Annotated in this window: 16 protein-coding genes; 1 reads left to right on the plus strand and 15 read right to left on the minus strand. The window is 41.5% G+C overall.

All coding sequences use genetic code 11. The annotated features are described in order from the left end of the window. Window positions 1–109: 109 nt before the first annotated feature. The 10 genes from CD03_RS0116940 to CD03_RS36190 form a co-directional block, all read right to left on the minus strand. Window positions 110–1,375 (minus strand): L-rhamnose isomerase, encoded by a 1,266-nt coding sequence (locus tag CD03_RS0116940; RefSeq protein ID WP_027294663.1) that lies wholly within the window; start codon window positions 1,373–1,375, stop codon window positions 110–112. Between the two features lie 133 nt (window positions 1,376–1,508). Continuing rightward, window positions 1,509–2,624 carry a hypothetical protein gene (locus tag CD03_RS0116945; protein WP_027294664.1) on the minus strand — a complete coding sequence of 372 codons (1,116 nt, stop codon included), beginning with the start codon at window positions 2,622–2,624 and terminating at the stop codon, window positions 1,509–1,511. A gap of 39 nt (window positions 2,625–2,663) precedes the next feature. Continuing rightward, window positions 2,664–3,650, minus strand: a complete 987-nt coding sequence (locus CD03_RS0116950) for an AraC family transcriptional regulator (RefSeq protein ID WP_027294665.1) — start codon at window positions 3,648–3,650, stop codon at window positions 2,664–2,666. A gap of 92 nt (window positions 3,651–3,742) precedes the next feature. Then, window positions 3,743–4,543, minus strand: coding sequence for an RnfABCDGE type electron transport complex subunit B (locus CD03_RS0116955; protein WP_027294666.1), 801 nt, complete (start codon window positions 4,541–4,543; stop codon window positions 3,743–3,745). Window positions 4,544–4,558: 15 nt separating this feature from the next. After that, on the minus strand, window positions 4,559–5,134 hold the full coding sequence (gene rsxA, locus CD03_RS0116960; protein WP_027294667.1) for an electron transport complex subunit RsxA: 576 nt from the start codon (window positions 5,132–5,134) through the stop codon (window positions 4,559–4,561). After that, on the minus strand, window positions 5,134–5,814 hold the full coding sequence (gene rsxE, locus CD03_RS0116965; RefSeq protein WP_027294668.1) for an electron transport complex subunit RsxE: 681 nt from the start codon (window positions 5,812–5,814) through the stop codon (window positions 5,134–5,136). Before rsxE ends, rsxA begins: the two co-directional genes overlap by 1 nt. Continuing rightward, on the minus strand, window positions 5,807–6,430 hold the full coding sequence (locus tag CD03_RS0116970) for an RnfABCDGE type electron transport complex subunit G (protein ID WP_027294669.1): 624 nt from the start codon (window positions 6,428–6,430) through the stop codon (window positions 5,807–5,809). The genes rsxE and CD03_RS0116970 overlap by 8 nt, the downstream gene beginning before the upstream one ends. Then, on the minus strand, window positions 6,427–7,359 hold the full coding sequence (locus tag CD03_RS0116975; RefSeq protein WP_027294670.1) for an RnfABCDGE type electron transport complex subunit D: 933 nt from the start codon (window positions 7,357–7,359) through the stop codon (window positions 6,427–6,429). Before CD03_RS0116975 ends, CD03_RS0116970 begins: the two co-directional genes overlap by 4 nt. A gap of 18 nt (window positions 7,360–7,377) precedes the next feature. Further along, window positions 7,378–8,697, minus strand: a complete 1,320-nt coding sequence (gene rsxC, locus CD03_RS0116980) for an electron transport complex subunit RsxC (RefSeq protein ID WP_027294671.1) — start codon at window positions 8,695–8,697, stop codon at window positions 7,378–7,380. A 142-nt stretch (window positions 8,698–8,839) separates the two neighbouring features. Next, window positions 8,840–9,793 carry a putative ABC transporter permease gene (locus CD03_RS36190; protein WP_052377845.1) on the minus strand — a complete coding sequence of 318 codons (954 nt, stop codon included), beginning with the start codon at window positions 9,791–9,793 and terminating at the stop codon, window positions 8,840–8,842. 105 nt (window positions 9,794–9,898) lie between these two features. Between CD03_RS36190 and CD03_RS33840 the strand changes: the two genes are divergently transcribed. Beyond that, window positions 9,899–10,966, plus strand: a complete 1,068-nt coding sequence (locus CD03_RS33840) for a ribonuclease H-like domain-containing protein (RefSeq protein ID WP_052377846.1) — start codon at window positions 9,899–9,901, stop codon at window positions 10,964–10,966. A gap of 193 nt (window positions 10,967–11,159) precedes the next feature. On the opposite strand, the gene rpsA is transcribed toward CD03_RS33840, so the two are convergent. From rpsA to CD03_RS33845, 5 genes are all read right to left on the minus strand, one after another. After that, on the minus strand, window positions 11,160–12,296 hold the full coding sequence (gene rpsA / locus CD03_RS0116995; protein WP_027294672.1) for a 30S ribosomal protein S1: 1,137 nt from the start codon (window positions 12,294–12,296) through the stop codon (window positions 11,160–11,162). Next, window positions 12,277–13,128, minus strand: coding sequence for a 4-hydroxy-3-methylbut-2-enyl diphosphate reductase (gene ispH / locus CD03_RS0117000; protein ID WP_027294673.1), 852 nt, complete (start codon window positions 13,126–13,128; stop codon window positions 12,277–12,279). Before ispH ends, rpsA begins: the two co-directional genes overlap by 20 nt. Window positions 13,129–13,131: 3 nt before the next feature. Beyond that, window positions 13,132–13,803: a (d)CMP kinase gene (gene cmk / locus CD03_RS0117005; RefSeq protein ID WP_027294674.1), complete on the minus strand. Its 672-nt coding sequence runs from the start codon at window positions 13,801–13,803 to the stop codon at window positions 13,132–13,134. 100 nt (window positions 13,804–13,903) lie between these two features. Continuing rightward, entirely contained in the window at window positions 13,904–15,133 is a 1,230-nt protein-coding gene (locus CD03_RS0117010) for an NAD(P)/FAD-dependent oxidoreductase (protein WP_027294675.1), read from the minus strand. A 27-nt stretch (window positions 15,134–15,160) separates the two neighbouring features. After that, on the minus strand, window positions 15,161–15,922 hold the full coding sequence (locus CD03_RS33845) for a MurR/RpiR family transcriptional regulator (RefSeq protein WP_052377847.1): 762 nt from the start codon (window positions 15,920–15,922) through the stop codon (window positions 15,161–15,163). Window positions 15,923–15,972: the final 50 nt, after the last annotated feature.

Raw genomic sequence — 15,972 nt, forward strand, 5'->3', positions numbered from 1 at the left:
AAAAAATGTCAAGAGGTAAATTGAATATAAAACTTCTTCTTATCAGCCACCTCTTTCCACAAAAAAAGAGCTGCACACTTCACAAGTGTAACAGCCCTTCCATTATTCATTATCTCTTTAACAATACATCACTCTCATACTGTTTCACATCTTTTAACCACTCTAATCCGGTTCCTGCATTTTTCTTTGCACAGTAATAATCCCAAACCATTGCAAATGGAGCTGCTTTGAATTCTTCTTTGTATGCAAGTCTTGCACTTACATCACCGTCTGCCTCCATTTTCTTCATCTGGTCTACTGGCTGTAATAAAGCTGCCAACATTGCTTTTCTGGTATTTCTAAGACCGATTACCCATGCAGCAACACGATTAATGGATGCATCAAAGAAATCAGTTGCAACATATGTATCTTTTAATTTATCCATACGAACCAGTTCTTCAAAAATAGCTCTGGTTTCATCATCAAATCCTACTACGTGATCGGAATCCCAGCGTACCGGACGTGTTACATGCAGTAATACGGAATTATCAAAGGTATAAATACTGGACAATTTTCCGGAAACTGTTTCTGTCGGATGATAATGTCCAGCATCTAAAGTCATAATGATGTGATCTTTATTTGCATTCATTACATAACCCATACAGAATTCATGAGATCCTACCGTATAGCTTTCTGCTCCGATACCGAATACTTTTGATTCAATACCATCAACAACGCCTTCTACGTCCTTGGTTGCTTCAAAGATTTCATCATAGCTCTTTTTCAGGCGCTGTCTCGGTCCTAAGGTATCAACCGGAACTTCTTTATCTCCATCCGGTGTCCAGTGATTGATGACACAAGGTTTTCCTGTTTTCTTATAGAAATATTCACCGATCTGACGACATTTAATACCATGTTCTACCCAGAATTTACGAATATCTTCATCTGCACAGGAAAGTGTTCCTTTTTCTGTGCTCTTTGGATGAGCAAAATAAGTTGGGTTAAAATCCAGTCCCAATCCTTTTTCTACAGCCCAGTCAGCCCATTTTGCGAAATGTTCAGGCTGGATTTCATTACGGTCTACGAAACGGTCTGCTTCCTGGTAATTTGCGTGTACATTTACTTTTAATTCACCTGGGATGAATTTCATGGCTTCTTCGATATCAGCCCTTAATTCTTCTCCGTTTGTAGCTTTTCCGGGATAGTTACCGGTAGCCTGAATTCCTCCTGTAAGAGACTTGTCTTCTTTTACTTCTGTTCCAGCTACATCATCTCCCTGCCAGCAATGCATGGAAATTGGCGTTTTGTCTGCAATTTCAATTGCTTTATCTACATCAATACCATATTGTGCATAAAATTCTTTTGCTGCTTCATACCCTTTTTCAACATTATACATAAGTGTTTCCGCCTTTCATTTGTTATTTTTCTTCATTATAGTTTTTTCAGGGCAAAAAAACAAGGACGCAATTTTTCTAATTTACGTCCTTATTTTCCAATTATGAAGTTGTGCAATGCTACCAATACAACTGTCAGCTAACCTTCACACAAACACCATTATTATCAAATGTATAATATTTTTTATCACTTGCCAGAAGAGTCTGGTTTCTAGCCATCTTACCTGTTGGGAAGAAATAATAAAGCTTGCCGTCTATTTTCATCCATCCCTTTACTGCCGCTCCGATATTACCGGACTTCGAGGTGCTCATAAAATACATGGAACTGCCGCGTTTCAGCCATCCGATTCGCATATAGCCATCATTTTCAAAATAGTAATATTTTCCACCGATCAGGTTCCAGCCCCTCAGTTTCCTTCCATTTTTAAAGTATCTCCAGTTAACGACTGCAGCATTATTTTTTTTGAAGCGAACCGTACTGTTATCTCCTGTCCAGCCGTCTTTTCCTTTGTTGCTGGCAGACTGATATTTTTTAATCCAGTAGCCGTCTGCACCTACATACTTTTTACCCACCCATTTACAGGTGGCCATGGTACCATCACTCTGTACGTAAAACTTACGTCCATTGGTGGTAATCCACTTATTTGCATGCATAGCCCCATCTGTACCCATGTAATAATACTTGCTGTTTATCTCCTGCCACCCGGTAATTACATATCCGTTTCTGTCGAAATAGTACCGTTTCCCACCTATCGTCATCCAGGTGAATTTGGGGTATGTACCATCGCCATTATCGTACCATTTCCCTTTACTGTTGGTTCTCCACTGAGGGTTTTTCAGCTTTCGGACCAATTCTCCGGATACGGCAAACTGGTATCTGTTTTTTCCGATCTTCCGTTTGCCGGTGTACATCACACCTTTTTTTCCAAGGTAATACTTCTTTCCACCAACATTCAACCATCCTGTGCGCATTGCACCCACCGGTGATTTAGTCGGTTCAAAATAATACCACTTGCTTCCTATCTTGCACCAGCCGGTAGCCATCCGGCCATTCTTATCTTTCTGTAAATAGAACTTTTTCCCCTGGTACTTCTTCCATCCGGTTTCATTTTTCCCATTTTTCGCATAGTACCATTTACTGCCCTTCTGATACCATCCATTTTTCTTCGATGCTGCCGAAGCCGTCATCGGAATCAACAGACAGATCAACAGAACCAGTAAGCAGATAATCCCTGATTTTTTCTTATTCATATGCCCTCCTGTCTTTTGCTGAACAACTACTCTTCTATTCTATAAAGAATTACTGCCGTTGTCAACGATAGCTTTTCGATAACATTTCGGGCTCATATGATAGTTTTCCTTGAAAATACGGTGAAAATAGCTTGTATTGTCATATCCTACCAGATAAATAATGTCAGTTATTGGAATTGTGGTATCCCGTATCAGATGTTCCGCCTGGGAAAGCCGCTTCTCCTGAAGAAGTTCTTTAAATGTTCTTCCTGTGGCATGTTTAATCTGCTTGCTCATATTGGAAACAGACTGGTTCATATCACCTGCAATTTCACTCAGCGTTGCCGCTTTATAGTTTTCTTCAATGTATTTTAACACCTGCATAATAAATAAATCCTGATGCTGTTCCTGATTACCCGCTTCGATGCAGTCTGTTGCATTCACCAGCTGCATAAACAGCAGTCCCATAGTGGTCTGGTTAATCTGGCGGTAATTCGGCTGATGGTTAAGCAAGGACCATACCAGATTTTCGATCAGATTTTGAATCGGAAGCACCTGGGCTACCCGGTAATGCAGATATCCTGCCGTATTGGTATTCCTGCGAAGAGTACTGACCAGAAAATTACTCAGTACATTTCCCTTGGTAAGCATGGGCAGTACTTCATCAAAAAACTCCGGGAGTATAATAAAGTTAATCCCAATATCCTCTTCCTTTGCCGCTAAAATCTCATGAGCGGAAAACTGGTTCATAAAAAGCAGATCCCCCTCTTTCAGCGTCACTTTGGTGCTGCCGTTTATAATATGGGAAGTCTGGCCTGCACACATATACATAATCTCAATATAATTGTGCTTATGGGAAGGAAAAGCAATGAACCTGGTATGAGTACGAATATCTATCAGTCTTCCCTTCTCAAGCATCTTTGCACTGTCCACCGTGAATTCCCTGCCGGTAGTATAAATCTCCTTCTGGATATGCCTGTCTCCGGTTAAAATCCTCTGTTCCTCTTCTGTGATGGGTTTCAGACGCTTAATCAATGATTGCTGCAATTATAGTCCTCCTTTTGTTCACTACTTTTTATAAATCAAAAACCCCGCCTCAAACGGCGGGATTTTTGACCCTCACGGCAGTCTCCATGCCATTAAGCTGGTTTTCCTGTTATTATCTTAACCGGACATTTTTCAGCACAGATTCCGCAGCCGGTACATTTCTCATAATCAATATGGGCTACATTGTCTGTTACGGAAATCGCTCCGGCAGGACATTCTTTTTCACACTTTTTACATCCGATACATCCTGCTTTACAGGACTGCATCGTAATCTTGCCTTTATCCCTGGAAGAACACTTTACAAGATGTTTTGCCTCGTAAGGAACCATTTCAATCAGATGTTTCGGACAGTGGGCAATACATTTGCCGCAGGCTTTACAGCTCTCTTTATCCACTACTGCAATCCCGTCAATGATATGAATGGCATCAAAAGGACAAACCTTAACGCAGGTTCCAAATCCCAGGCATCCGTGGTTACAGCTCTTTGGACCGCCGCCTGGTACAAATGCCAGCATTTCGCAGTCCTGTGCGCCGCTGTAATCATAATCATTAGTAACCTTTTCACAGGTTCCCGCGCATTTTACAAAAGCCGTCATACGTTTACTGTCACTGGCTGCTTTACCCATGATTTCACCGATTTTTGCTGCTACCGCCGCTCCGCCAACGGGACAAGCCCCTACTTCTGCTTCACCTAAAGCGATTGCTTTTGCCAAAGCATCACAGCCTGCATATCCGCAGCCGCCGCAGTTATTTCCCGGCAGTTCATCACGGATCATAAGTTCTCTTTCATCTACTTCTACATTAAATTTCTTGCCGGCAAATCCCAGGAAAAGTCCCAATAATAAACCGGTACCTCCTACAATCGCTGCCGCTAGTAATATTCCTGTTAACATACTTATCATCCCCCCTTATTTCAATCCTGCGAAACCAAAGAAGGCAATCGCCATCAGGCACGCTGTGAGCAATACAATCGGGGAACCCTGAAATGCAGGTGAAACGTCATTATGCTCTGTCTTTTCCCGAATACCGGCCATAAGCACGATCGCTACGAAGAATCCCACTGCCGTAGCAAATCCGTTTACAACACCTTCTAACAGGTTATATGATTTCTGTACATTCAGTAATGCTACACCAAGTACTGCACAGTTTGTTGTAATTAAAGGCAGGTAAACACCCAGTGCATTGTAGAGACCGGGGCTTGACTTTTTCAAAAACATTTCCACAAACTGTACCAGCGCAGCAATTACCAGAATGAATACGATGGTCTGCAAATACGTCAAATTCAGTGGCGTCAGTATAAACTGGTATACCAGTCCCGTTATAAAGGATGATATGGTGATAACAAATATAACCGCTGCACCCATCCCGGCTGCCGTCCCGATCTTTTTAGATACGCCCAGGAACGGACATAATCCCAGGAACTGGCTTAATACTACGTTATTGATAAAAGCGGAGCCTATGCCAATCATGATTAATTCTTTCATTATGCTTCTCCTCCTTTACAGCTGCTCCCGCAAGAATCACAGGAACCGGTACATCCGGAACCAATCTTTGTTGCTTTGCCCTTCTTTTCTGCATTGATTTTCACTTTGTTCTGTATTGCAGTCAGCATAGCCAGTACCAGGAATGCTCCAGGTGCCAGGATAAAGATCGTAACCGGCTCATAGGCGGACGGCATGATCTGAAATCCAAACAGCTGTCCTGCGCCGATTAATTCCCTTACAGCGCCAATACAGGTCAAACCTACGGTAAATCCAAGTCCCATACCGATTCCGTCGAATAAGGACGGCATAACCGGATTTTTAGAAGCATAAGACTCCGCACGACCAAGGATAATACAGTTTACAACGATAAGCGGAATATAGATTCCAAGGCTGTCATACAGGGATGGAATATACGCCTCCAGTAAGAACTGAACAATCGTTACAAAGGAAGCTACAATTACAATAAAAGCCGGCACACGCACACCACCCGGTATTACTTTACGGAGTGCTGAAATAATCAGATTTGACATTGCCAGAATAACCAACGTTGTCAGCCCCATACCTACGCCGTTAATGGCAGAAGTGGTTACCGCCAGCGTGGGACACATACCAAGCATCAGCACAAAGGTAGGATTTTCTTTAATCAAACCATTATAAAGACGTTCTGTCATTTTATTCATCTAAAAGACCTCCTTCACTTAAAGACTTGAAGAAAGCAAGACCGGCATTCACACCATTTGTCATAGCATTTGTTGTAATCGTTGCCCCGCTCAAGGCATCAATCTGGTCATCGGACTGTGCCCCTCCTTTTGTATAAGAAAACTTTTCCACATTCTTATCTTTAAACTGGGACTTAAAAGCATCTTCATCTGCTTTCATTCCAAGACCTGCTGTTTCATTGATGGTTAATATTTCTATACCGTTTAAGGTTCCGTCATTTCGGACTCCCATGGTAAATATAATATCACCGCCGTAACCTTCACCGGTTGTCACGTTCATAACAACACCCAGCGATTTGCCGGAAGCATCCAGAACTCGCAGCACTTCATTAATTTTTTCAGCCGAAAAACCATTTTCACTTAATACCGCTGCGGCAGAATCAAGAGAAGCTTTTTGATCTTCAATTGCTTCCAGTTTGTCTGCACCGGGGAATACCGCTTTGTAGGCTTCTGCTTTCGCAGTTTCCTGCTGCTGTTTAATCGGATTTTTTGTAATCTCATATACGCCGCCAAGCAATATACCTGCCACAAGTGTAATCGCCATGAGAATCAATGCATTTTTTATTATATTATTCAAAACTTTTCGCCTCCTTTTCCAAAAGGCTTCGGATAGGTTACTTTCTCAATCAGCGGTACTAACATGTTTGAGATAATAATTGCATAAGAAACACCTTCCGCAGAATTTCCAAACATACGGAACAGTCCGGTAAATATACCCAGGACAATACCAAAAATTAGCTGTCCATTCTTCGTGATCGGTGAAGTCACATAATCCGTTGCCATGAAAAATGCCCCCAGCATCAGACCACCGCCGCAAAGCTGCGCTGCCAGATAGCTTCCATCCAGACCATGTCCCCCAAAAATTACGATAAATAACGCAAAGGTGATAATATATGTTGCAGGGATACGAAGATTGATAATCCCCGTTGCAAGGAGAAAAATTGCTCCAATAAGGATAGCAATTACGGATGTCTCACCGATGGTTCCTGCAGTTGTTCCAAAAAACATATCCTTCAGGCTCACTGCCTCTCCTGCTTTCAATGCAGCCAGAGGTGTTGCTCCGGAAATACCGTCATATGTAAAGTCTGTCATTCTTCCGGTAAAAGAAATTAACAGGAAGCATCTTGCTCCTAAAGCCGGGTTCATAAAATTTTGTCCCAGGCCTCCAAATAATTGTTTTACAATCAAGACTGCGAATACACTTCCAATAATGGGCAGCCACCAGGGCACCGTCGCCGGCAGGTTCAATGCCAGTAAAAGACCTGTTACAGCAGCACTGTAATCGTTAATCGTGATTTTTTTATGCATCAGCCTTTCGTAGATATACTCAGTTGCTACACTGGATGCAACAGATATGATAATAATAATAAAAGCATTTAATCCAAAATTCCAAACGCCAAACGCACTTGCCGGAAGCAGTGCCGCCAGTACCATAAGCATAATCTGGCTGCTCTTATATGGCGAGCGGATATGAGGATTTGAGGATACTTTTAATAAATCGCTCATTTTTGTTCACTCTCCCTTCTACTTCTTTTTTCTATTTGCAAGAACAATTTTACGCATAGATTTAATATACTGGGTTAACGGGCGCTTTGCAGGACAAATAAAGCTACAGCAGCCGCATTCGCAGCATTCCATACCTTCATATTTAACAAAGGACTCCTCGTCATGGCGCATGGAATAATCCGCCAGTTTGGACGGTATAATACGTCCCGGACAGACACTCACACAGCGGCCGCAGTTGATACATGCGGTAGGCTCATACTGGGAAACTTCATCCTTTGTCAGGCATAAAAGAGCAGAAGATGTCTTCGTTGTAGGAACATCCAGATTATATAACCCAAATCCCATCATCGGACCTCCGGATACAATTTTCTCCGGCTGTGTCTTAAATCCCCCTGCTTCTTCAATCAGTTCATGATAATTTGTTCCGGTACACACACTGAAGTTCTGGGGATTAGCAATTGCATCTCCCGTTACCGTAACAATACGGTGCATCAGCGGTCTTCCTTCATAAACAGCCCGGTAAACGGCAGTAACCGTATCACAGTTATTTACAATGCATCCAACGTCTGCCGGAAGCATAGATGAATTAATCGCTCTCCCTGTAGTTGCATATATAAGCTGACGCTCTGCACCCTGGGGATATTTTGTTTTCAATTCCATGACTTCAATATTGGAATCATCCTTTGCTGCTTCTTTTAAAATGGCAATTGCATCTTTCTTATTGTCTTCCACCGCAATAATACCTTTTGCTTTTGGGAATATCCTAAGAATTGCCCGTACTCCGCCAATGATTTTTTCCGGGGATTCTAACATCCTCCTGTAATCGCTTGTCAGATATGGCTCACATTCTGCACAGTTTGCAATAATGTAGTCAATCTTATCGGGTTCCTTCGGAGATAATTTTACATGAGTTGGAAAACCAGCTCCACCCATACCGACAATGCCGGCCTCCTTTACCATCTCCAGAATTTCAGGCCCTGTGAGGTCTTTCAATGGCTTTCTTTTTGGCCACTGCAGTTCTTCATACTTACCGTCATTTTCGATGACGATGGCATCTGCCATTACTCCTGTAACTGTCAGCCTTGGCTCAATTGTCTTAACCGTACCAGATACGGAAGCATGAATCGGAGCGGATACAAATCCACCGGCTTCAGCAATTTTCTGTCCGATTACTACATGGTCACCCTTTGCTACAATCGGTTTGGCTGGCGCACCGATATGCTGAGAAAGCGGATACACCAGATCGCCTTTTGGCAACACAGTCCGAATCGGTTTGTCTTTAGACAGGTCTTTTCCATCGTTTGGATGGATCCCGCCCTTAAACGTGAATCGTGCCATTTTTTTTACCTTCCTTCTTTTTAAATATATCATAAAGATTATCAGCAGTTACCCACGGATAATTTTATAGCGTAAATTATTTCATCCTCATTAAAAATCTAATTTTGATCTATCGTTTTTTTATCTATCGTTTTTTTATCTATCATTCTTTTTTTGATCTATCCTTCATTTTTGATTTATCATTTACACATTTTTTTGCATTCCTTTTTTTACTTTTCTTTTTCATCCATCTCTTTGTTCCGGTTGCTTTACTCAGATTCGGATATGCGCGGAACAGACGCCTGTCATTCCAGTTAATACCGGAAGCCATTTTAACATACTGATCCCTGACTGCAGACAGTTTATTTTTGATTTCACCCAGACTCTCTTCTTTCCCTTCCAGATTCAGGAATTTTAAGATACCTGCCTGGTACTGATCCATTTTTTCTTTCACATTTTGTTTGTTAAAGGACTGACGATAAGGTTCAAGCCGTTCTACCAGCTCTCCCGCCGAACTATAGATCCTGGTATTCTGAACATACTCTACCAATTCTCCCATAGCCCGTTCCAATCCACCAAGCTTCTGTCCCAGTTTCATAGCAGTAAGTGTAGAAAATGAAAAATCAACCACATACAAAACAGTAATAATGATAATCATGGCATGCCCCGTTGGTACAGAAAAGAGATTCACTACCCATTCTGCAAAAGGCTGGAACACTTTAAACATGATAACGGTAAAAAATCCCCAGGCAATAGAACTGCCCAGACATATTCTGCCTTGAAAATTATATGGTTTGCTGCTGTAGTCCCACCAGCTTGTATGAAAAAGAGTTTCCATCAGCAGCGCGGTAACATATTCCAAAACCGTAGCGACAAGAACTCCGCCCAGATACAGGATGATGAGTCTGTCTTCAAGAGGCCTTAGAATCAGGTAGACACCCACAGCCCCCACTCCGTAAATCGTACACAGTGGTCCGGTAACGAATCCTCTGTTAATGATCTTTTTCTCCTTTACAGAGACATAACAGCTCTCCCAGAGCCATCCCAAAAAACTATATAAGTACAGCCAACTCAATATATGATACAAGTCGACACCCAAAATCTGAAAATCCCACATATTACCTGATCTCCTCTTTCCTGCAATAAATCACCTATGACAATTGCTTGAAATGTGATATAATTCTGCTGAACAGTTACTTATGAAAAATTTGGAGGCGATCCTATGATTACTAAAACAACTGATATATCTATTCCTAACGTTCATCTGATAGCCAGACATTACAATCCTGCAGATGTACTGTTTTTTGATATCGAAACCACCGGCTTTTCACCTCGCAGCTCCAGCCTGTACCTCATTGGAGTAATGTATTATGAACATGATTCCTGGAAACTTCGTCAATGGCTGGCTGAAACAGAGTCAGACGAACCGCTGCTGCTCCACAGCTTCATCCAGTTTGCCGCCAACTATGTATACCTGATCCATTTTAATGGGGATCGCTTTGACCTTCCTTATGTGAAAGCAAAATGTGAAACCCATAACCAGACCTTTCTGCCAGAACAGCTTAACAGCATTGACATATATCTGAAAGTAAAACCACTGAAGAAATACTTAAAGCTTACTCATTTAAACCAGCGATCGTTAGAGGAATATTTGGAAACAGACCGCACAGACACAGCCAATGGCGGGGAACTGATTCCAATTTGCCGGGAATACCAGAAAAACCATGATCCGCGGCTTTGTGAACAACTGCTCTGGCATAATCACGATGATTTAAGGGGATTAGCCGGATTATTCCCACTGTTATCCTATCTGGACCTTATAAATGGGAGATTTGCGATTACCCACACCGAAATATCAGAAGAATCTGATCATGCCTTTTCCCTTTTGATTACAGCTTCTCTTTCCTGTAATCTGCCAAAACCCATCTCATGCAAACTGGATTTCGGGTATATAACAGCCCATGACAAAACCTGTAAAATCCAAATACCGGGATTCACTGGTACCTTAAAGTATTTTTTCCGTGATTATAAAAATTACTACTATTTACCGGCTGAAGATACCGCCATGCACAAAAGCGTGGCATCTTTCATAGATAAAGCCTACCGGGTTCCCGCAAAAGCTGCTACCTGCTTTCAAAAAAAATCCGGCAGCTTTCTTCCGCAGGCCGCGGAACTTTATGTCCCTGCCTTTAAAGAAAATTATTCTGACCCTGTCGCGTACTTTGAATGTACTCCGGAGTTCCTGGAAAACACGGAAAATCTCCTGACTTATATTCAAAATTTGTTTTAAACTCCAGAGACAGTATAGCACATATTTCAGAAAAAAAACAGAAAAAAAGCCCAATTTCGGAAAGTTGTTTATTTAACGAGCTAGTTGTATAATTAACAGGCTAGTTGTTTATTTAACAATTTTCGATGTGGGCCTCTGTCCTCTAAATCCAACAAAAACGGCATTTCCAGATAACTGGAAATGCCTGTATCAATTATTCTGTAATTGACTCTTCAACCATATCCTCTGCAGCATCTTCTGCTACATCTTCATACATTTCCTGGGATACCGCATCTTCTGCATTTTCCAAAGCTTTCATGCTCAGGCTGATTTTCTTATCATCTTCATTGAAATCCACTACCTTTGCTGTAATTTCCTGTCCAACGGATAATACATCAGATGGTTTCTCTACGTGGTCATGAGAGATCTGAGATACATGAAGTAAAGCATCAACTCCTGGCTCTAATTCTACAAATGCACCAAAGTCAGTCATTCTTGCAACTTTTCCATCAACTACATTTCCTACTGCATACTTTTCAGCTGCTGTAAGCCATGGATTCTGGTTTTCAAATTTTAAGCTTAATGCGATCTTTGTTCCGCTGATTTCTTTAATCAATACGGAAATTGTTTCACCAACTTTGAATACTTTCTTTGGATTCTCTACTCTGCCCCAGGACATTTCGGAAATATGAAGTAAACCGTCAGCTCCGCCAAGATCAATAAATGCTCCAAAGTCTGTAACATTCTTAATAACGCCTTCTACAACGTCACCTTCATGGATTCTTTCAAAGAGTTCTTTTTGCATTACTTCTTTTTTAGCAACTAATAACTGCTTACGGTCACCAATGATTCTTCTTCTGCGTGGATTAAATTCGCTGATTACGAATTCAATTTCCTGTCCTTCATATTTACCCAGATTTTTCTCATAGGTATCAGAAACCAGGCTTGCAGGAATGAATACTCTGGACTCATCTACTACAACGCTTAATCCGCCGCCAAGTACCTGAGCTACCTGTGCTTTTAATACTTCATGGTTATTGAAAGCTTCTTCCAGTTTCTTGTTGCCTTTTTCTGCTGCTAATCTCTTATAAGTAAGTAATACCTGACCTTCGCCATCATTCACTTTTAATACTTTTGCTTCCATTTTGTCATTGACATTAACAAGTGTACGAAGGTCTACGTTCGGTTCGTTTGTATATTCACTTCTTGTGATGATACCGTCAGCTTTATAGCCTATATTTAAGATGATCTCATCTTCTTTGACGTCGATGATTGTACCTTCGACTACCTCTCCATTATGAATTGTTTTAAATGATTCTTCCAGCATTTGTTCAAAACTCATTTCTGACATTCTTTTGAACCTCCTCAATAATATTATTTGGGGTCGATGCCCCTGCGGTAATACCTACGCAACCCATGGATGGTAAAGAATGTACATCCAAATCAACGAGTGTCTGTATATAGTAAGTATTTTCACATTCATTTTTGCATATTTCAAATAGCTTCTGCGTATTGGAACTATGCCTGCCCCCGATGACAATCATGCCATCTACGCGCTTTGCAATCGCCCTCGCTTCGGTCTGCCTCTCTTCAGTCGCGTTGCAAATCGTATTTAAAACAATTATATCATAACCCTTTTTAGAAAGAATTTCAACTAATTTATTAAATTTATTGTAATTAAATGTCGTTTGGGACACAATGCAGAGCCTTTTTCCACTTTCCTGTACGAAATTCTCCGCTTCAGCAGCCGATTCTATCACCGTAACAGGTCCCGAACACCAACCTTTGATTCCTTCTACTTCCGGATGCTGATCATTTCCGATTATGATAATTTCTGATCCACTGGCGCTTTCCTTTTTTACAATATTGTGTATTTTTAAAACAAAAGGACAGGTTGCGTCAACCAGATGAAGCCCTTTTGATTCTATTATATCGTAAATTTCTTTTGCTACGCCATGAGAACGGATTACAACCGTGCCTTCCTTAAGCGCTTTTAATTCAGAGACAGAGTTAATCACGGAAACACCTTTACGCTCCAGATCTTTTACTACTTCTTCGTTATGAATAATCGGCCCATAAGTGCAGATAGGTTCTGTTCCTTTTTCTACCTGCTCATATACCTTATCAACAGCACGTTTTACTCCAAAGCAAAATCCAGCCGTCTTTGCCACAATTACTTCCATGTCCTACCTGCCTTTTCTTTCTTCATAGAGGGACAATATACACTCAACCACCTGGTCTATTCCCATGTTGGAGGAGTCTACAAGAACTGCATCTTCTGCCTGTTTTAAAGGCGCAATATCACGGTTCATGTCACGCTGGTCGCGTTCGATGATATCCCGTTCGATTTCTTCCAATTGACAGTTCTCTCCCTTTTCCTGCAATTCCAGATAACGCCGCTCTGCCCTGGTAGCAGAACTAGCTGTCAGGTAAATCTTAAGCTGGGCATTTGGAAGTACATTTGTCCCTATATCCCTGCCATCCATCAGTACATCCGAATTCCGGGCAAGATTTCTTTGAAGGTCTAACAGCTTTTCCCGTACCGGTGGATTAGCGGATGCGGCTGAAGCCATATTCCCCACTTCTTCGGTTCTGATTAATCCTGTCACATTCTCTCCATTCAGGATGACCTGCTGTTCTCCATTTTCATAGGAAATCGTAATTTCTATATTCTCACAGGCTTTCTTCAGCGCTTCCTGGTCTGCAGGAGACACCTTACTGCGAATCAGATAAAGTGCAATCGCCCGATACATCGCTCCGGTATCCACATAAATAAAAGAAAGCTCTTTTGCCACTCTTTTTGCTATAGTACTTTTTCCTGCTCCTGCAGGTCCGTCAATTGCAATATTAAAACTCATTGAAAACCTCCATTACTTATTTAATTACGGCATCTGCCGCATTTGTTCACATCATTTCCTCCCTAAAATGCCGGGCAGTCCATAAATTTTGAACCCTCAGCTACTCAATAGCCTGCCCTGCAGCATAAGCGGTTGACCAGGCAATCTGCAGGTTAAATCCACCTGTCACTGCATCCAGATCCAAAACCTCCCCTGCAAAATACAGGCGGGATACCAGTTTTGACTCCATTGTAGACGGATTGACCTCTTTCACCGCCACACCGCCTCTGGTAATAATGGCTTCATTATAATCCCGCAGTCCCGTTACCGTAAGGGGCAGATGCTTAATCAGAGATACTAAATTCTGCCGTTCTTCCCTGGAAATTTCATTCACTTTCTTTTCCGGAGAAATTTCCGACAGATCTATCATAACAGGAATCAGCTTAGCCGGAAACAGGGTGTTTATGACATTTTTAAATTGCCTGTTCTTTCCCTCTTCAAATTCACGGAGTATACGATGATCCAGCTGCTCTTCGGAAAGTGCCGGTTTCAGATCTATATAAAGCTGCAGATCCTTTCCGCGATATTTTTTCGTCACCGTAGTACTGGCCGTAAGAATTAATGGTCCGGTGATGCCAAAATGAGTGAACATCATTTCTCCAAAATCCTCATACAGGCATTTTTTTCCATCACACAGAGTAATTCTTACATTACGCAGGGAAAGTCCCTGTAAGCGCTTCACAAATTCTTCTTTGGTATTCATAGGGACAAGGGAAGGAAGCAAATCTGTTACTTTATGTCCCGCATCTTTTGCAAAGCGGTATCCATCCCCGGTAGATCCTGTACTTTGATAAGAAAAACCTCCTGTAGTAACTATCACAGCATCTCCGTACAGCTTAGTTTTATCTTCCAGAATAATTCCTTTACATGACTCTTCTTCAATAATAATTCCTTTTACCGTTGTATTAAAATACGTCTTTACTCCAAGAGATTTCATTTTCCTGGTCAGAGCGGCAATCACATCAGAAGAATGATCTGAAACCGGAAATACCCGGCTGCCTCTCTCAATTTTCGTTTTCATGCCAGCTTCTTCAAAGAAATCAATTACGTCCTGATTGGTATATCCATAAAAAGCACTGTATAAAAACTTCTTATTTGTGCAGACACTATCAAATAATTCTTCCATATCGCAGGCATTGGTCAGATTACATCTTCCCTTACCGGTGATAAACAGCTTCTTGCCAAGCTTTTCGTTTTTTTCAAACACATGTACTTCATGGCCATTCGAAGCTGCTGCACATGCTGCAAACATTCCGGCTGCTCCACCGCCAATAATTAAAACCTTACTCATTTTTATATCCACACCTGTTCTTCCTTCTTAATTTTCATCGGTTCTGCCGGGAAATTTCACTTCTATATGATTATCAATATAATTAATCTCATCATTGTTATATACCTGATACTCCTCCCAGACCTGTTCCAGCGTTTTTAAGGACTCTGCCATCTCAGCCTGGCGTCTCATGCAAAGAGACACTACAAGGGCGTTAATGAGGCTCATAGGCGCTGTCAGAGAGTCTGCAATCGAAGCCATGTCGCTTTTAGCCGTCAAATTACAGGTCGCATACAGTTTCATGGGCGAATAGATGCTGTCCGTAATGGATATCACTTTCGCACTCCGGTTGTTCGCCAGCTCCATCGCCTTTAAGGTACGCATGGAATAGCGTGGAAAACTGATACCGATAATCACATCCTCGGCACCAATCCGAAACAGCTGTTCAAACAACTCACTGGCACTGTTGGTACTGATTACCTTTACATTTTTAAACATCAGATTTAAATAAAATCCCAGGAAATTAGCCAGTGGTTCACAGCTTCTGACACCAATCACATATATATCCCTGGCATTTAAAATCATTTCCACTGCCACTTCGAAAGAAGTCTCATCAGCTTCATCAAGTGTCATTTGAAGATTTCGAATATCAGACTTCAGAATCGTCTTCAGAATATCTTCCTGAGGCATATCACTGAATACCGCATCCATTTTCATGGCCCGGTGCACACGGTTGGGACCGTTGGGGTTTATATTTATCTTTTTTCCTTTTCGGTTTCTCTGACTTAACAATTCATTGGTCGTTGGCATAACATTTATATTCCTTCGTATTCTCTATAATTTTCATTCTAATTCCCCTG

This window comes from Robinsoniella sp. KNHs210 (genome assembly GCF_000686105.1).
Taxonomy (GTDB): Bacteria; Bacillota; Clostridia; order Lachnospirales; family Lachnospiraceae; genus Robinsoniella; species Robinsoniella peoriensis.

What these genes read in the sequence shown, in the direction of transcription:
- CD03_RS0116940 (WP_027294663.1), bottom strand. Translation starts at nt 1,375, where the DNA reads ATGTATAATGTTGAAAAAGGGTATGAAGCAGCAAAAGAATTTTATGCA.
- CD03_RS0116945 (WP_027294664.1), bottom strand. Translation starts at nt 2,624, where the DNA reads ATGAATAAGAAAAAATCAGGGATTATCTGCTTACTGGTTCTGTTGATC.
- CD03_RS0116955 (WP_027294666.1), bottom strand. Translation starts at nt 4,543, where the DNA reads ATGTTAACAGGAATATTACTAGCGGCAGCGATTGTAGGAGGTACCGGT.
- rsxA (WP_027294667.1), bottom strand. Translation starts at nt 5,134, where the DNA reads ATGAAAGAATTAATCATGATTGGCATAGGCTCCGCTTTTATCAATAAC.
- rsxE (WP_027294668.1), bottom strand. Translation starts at nt 5,814, where the DNA reads ATGAATAAAATGACAGAACGTCTTTATAATGGTTTGATTAAAGAAAAT.
- CD03_RS0116975 (WP_027294670.1), bottom strand. Translation starts at nt 7,359, where the DNA reads ATGAGCGATTTATTAAAAGTATCCTCAAATCCTCATATCCGCTCGCCA.
- rsxC (WP_027294671.1), bottom strand. Translation starts at nt 8,697, where the DNA reads ATGGCACGATTCACGTTTAAGGGCGGGATCCATCCAAACGATGGAAAA.
- CD03_RS36190 (WP_052377845.1), bottom strand. Translation starts at nt 9,793, where the DNA reads ATGTGGGATTTTCAGATTTTGGGTGTCGACTTGTATCATATATTGAGT.
- CD03_RS33840 (WP_052377846.1), top strand. Translation starts at nt 9,899, where the DNA reads ATGATTACTAAAACAACTGATATATCTATTCCTAACGTTCATCTGATA.
- rpsA (WP_027294672.1), bottom strand. Translation starts at nt 12,296, where the DNA reads ATGTCAGAAATGAGTTTTGAACAAATGCTGGAAGAATCATTTAAAACA.
- ispH (WP_027294673.1), bottom strand. Translation starts at nt 13,128, where the DNA reads ATGGAAGTAATTGTGGCAAAGACGGCTGGATTTTGCTTTGGAGTAAAA.
- cmk (WP_027294674.1), bottom strand. Translation starts at nt 13,803, where the DNA reads ATGAGTTTTAATATTGCAATTGACGGACCTGCAGGAGCAGGAAAAAGT.
- CD03_RS0117010 (WP_027294675.1), bottom strand. Translation starts at nt 15,133, where the DNA reads ATGAGTAAGGTTTTAATTATTGGCGGTGGAGCAGCCGGAATGTTTGCA.
- CD03_RS33845 (WP_052377847.1), bottom strand. Translation starts at nt 15,922, where the DNA reads ATGCCAACGACCAATGAATTGTTAAGTCAGAGAAACCGAAAAGGAAAA.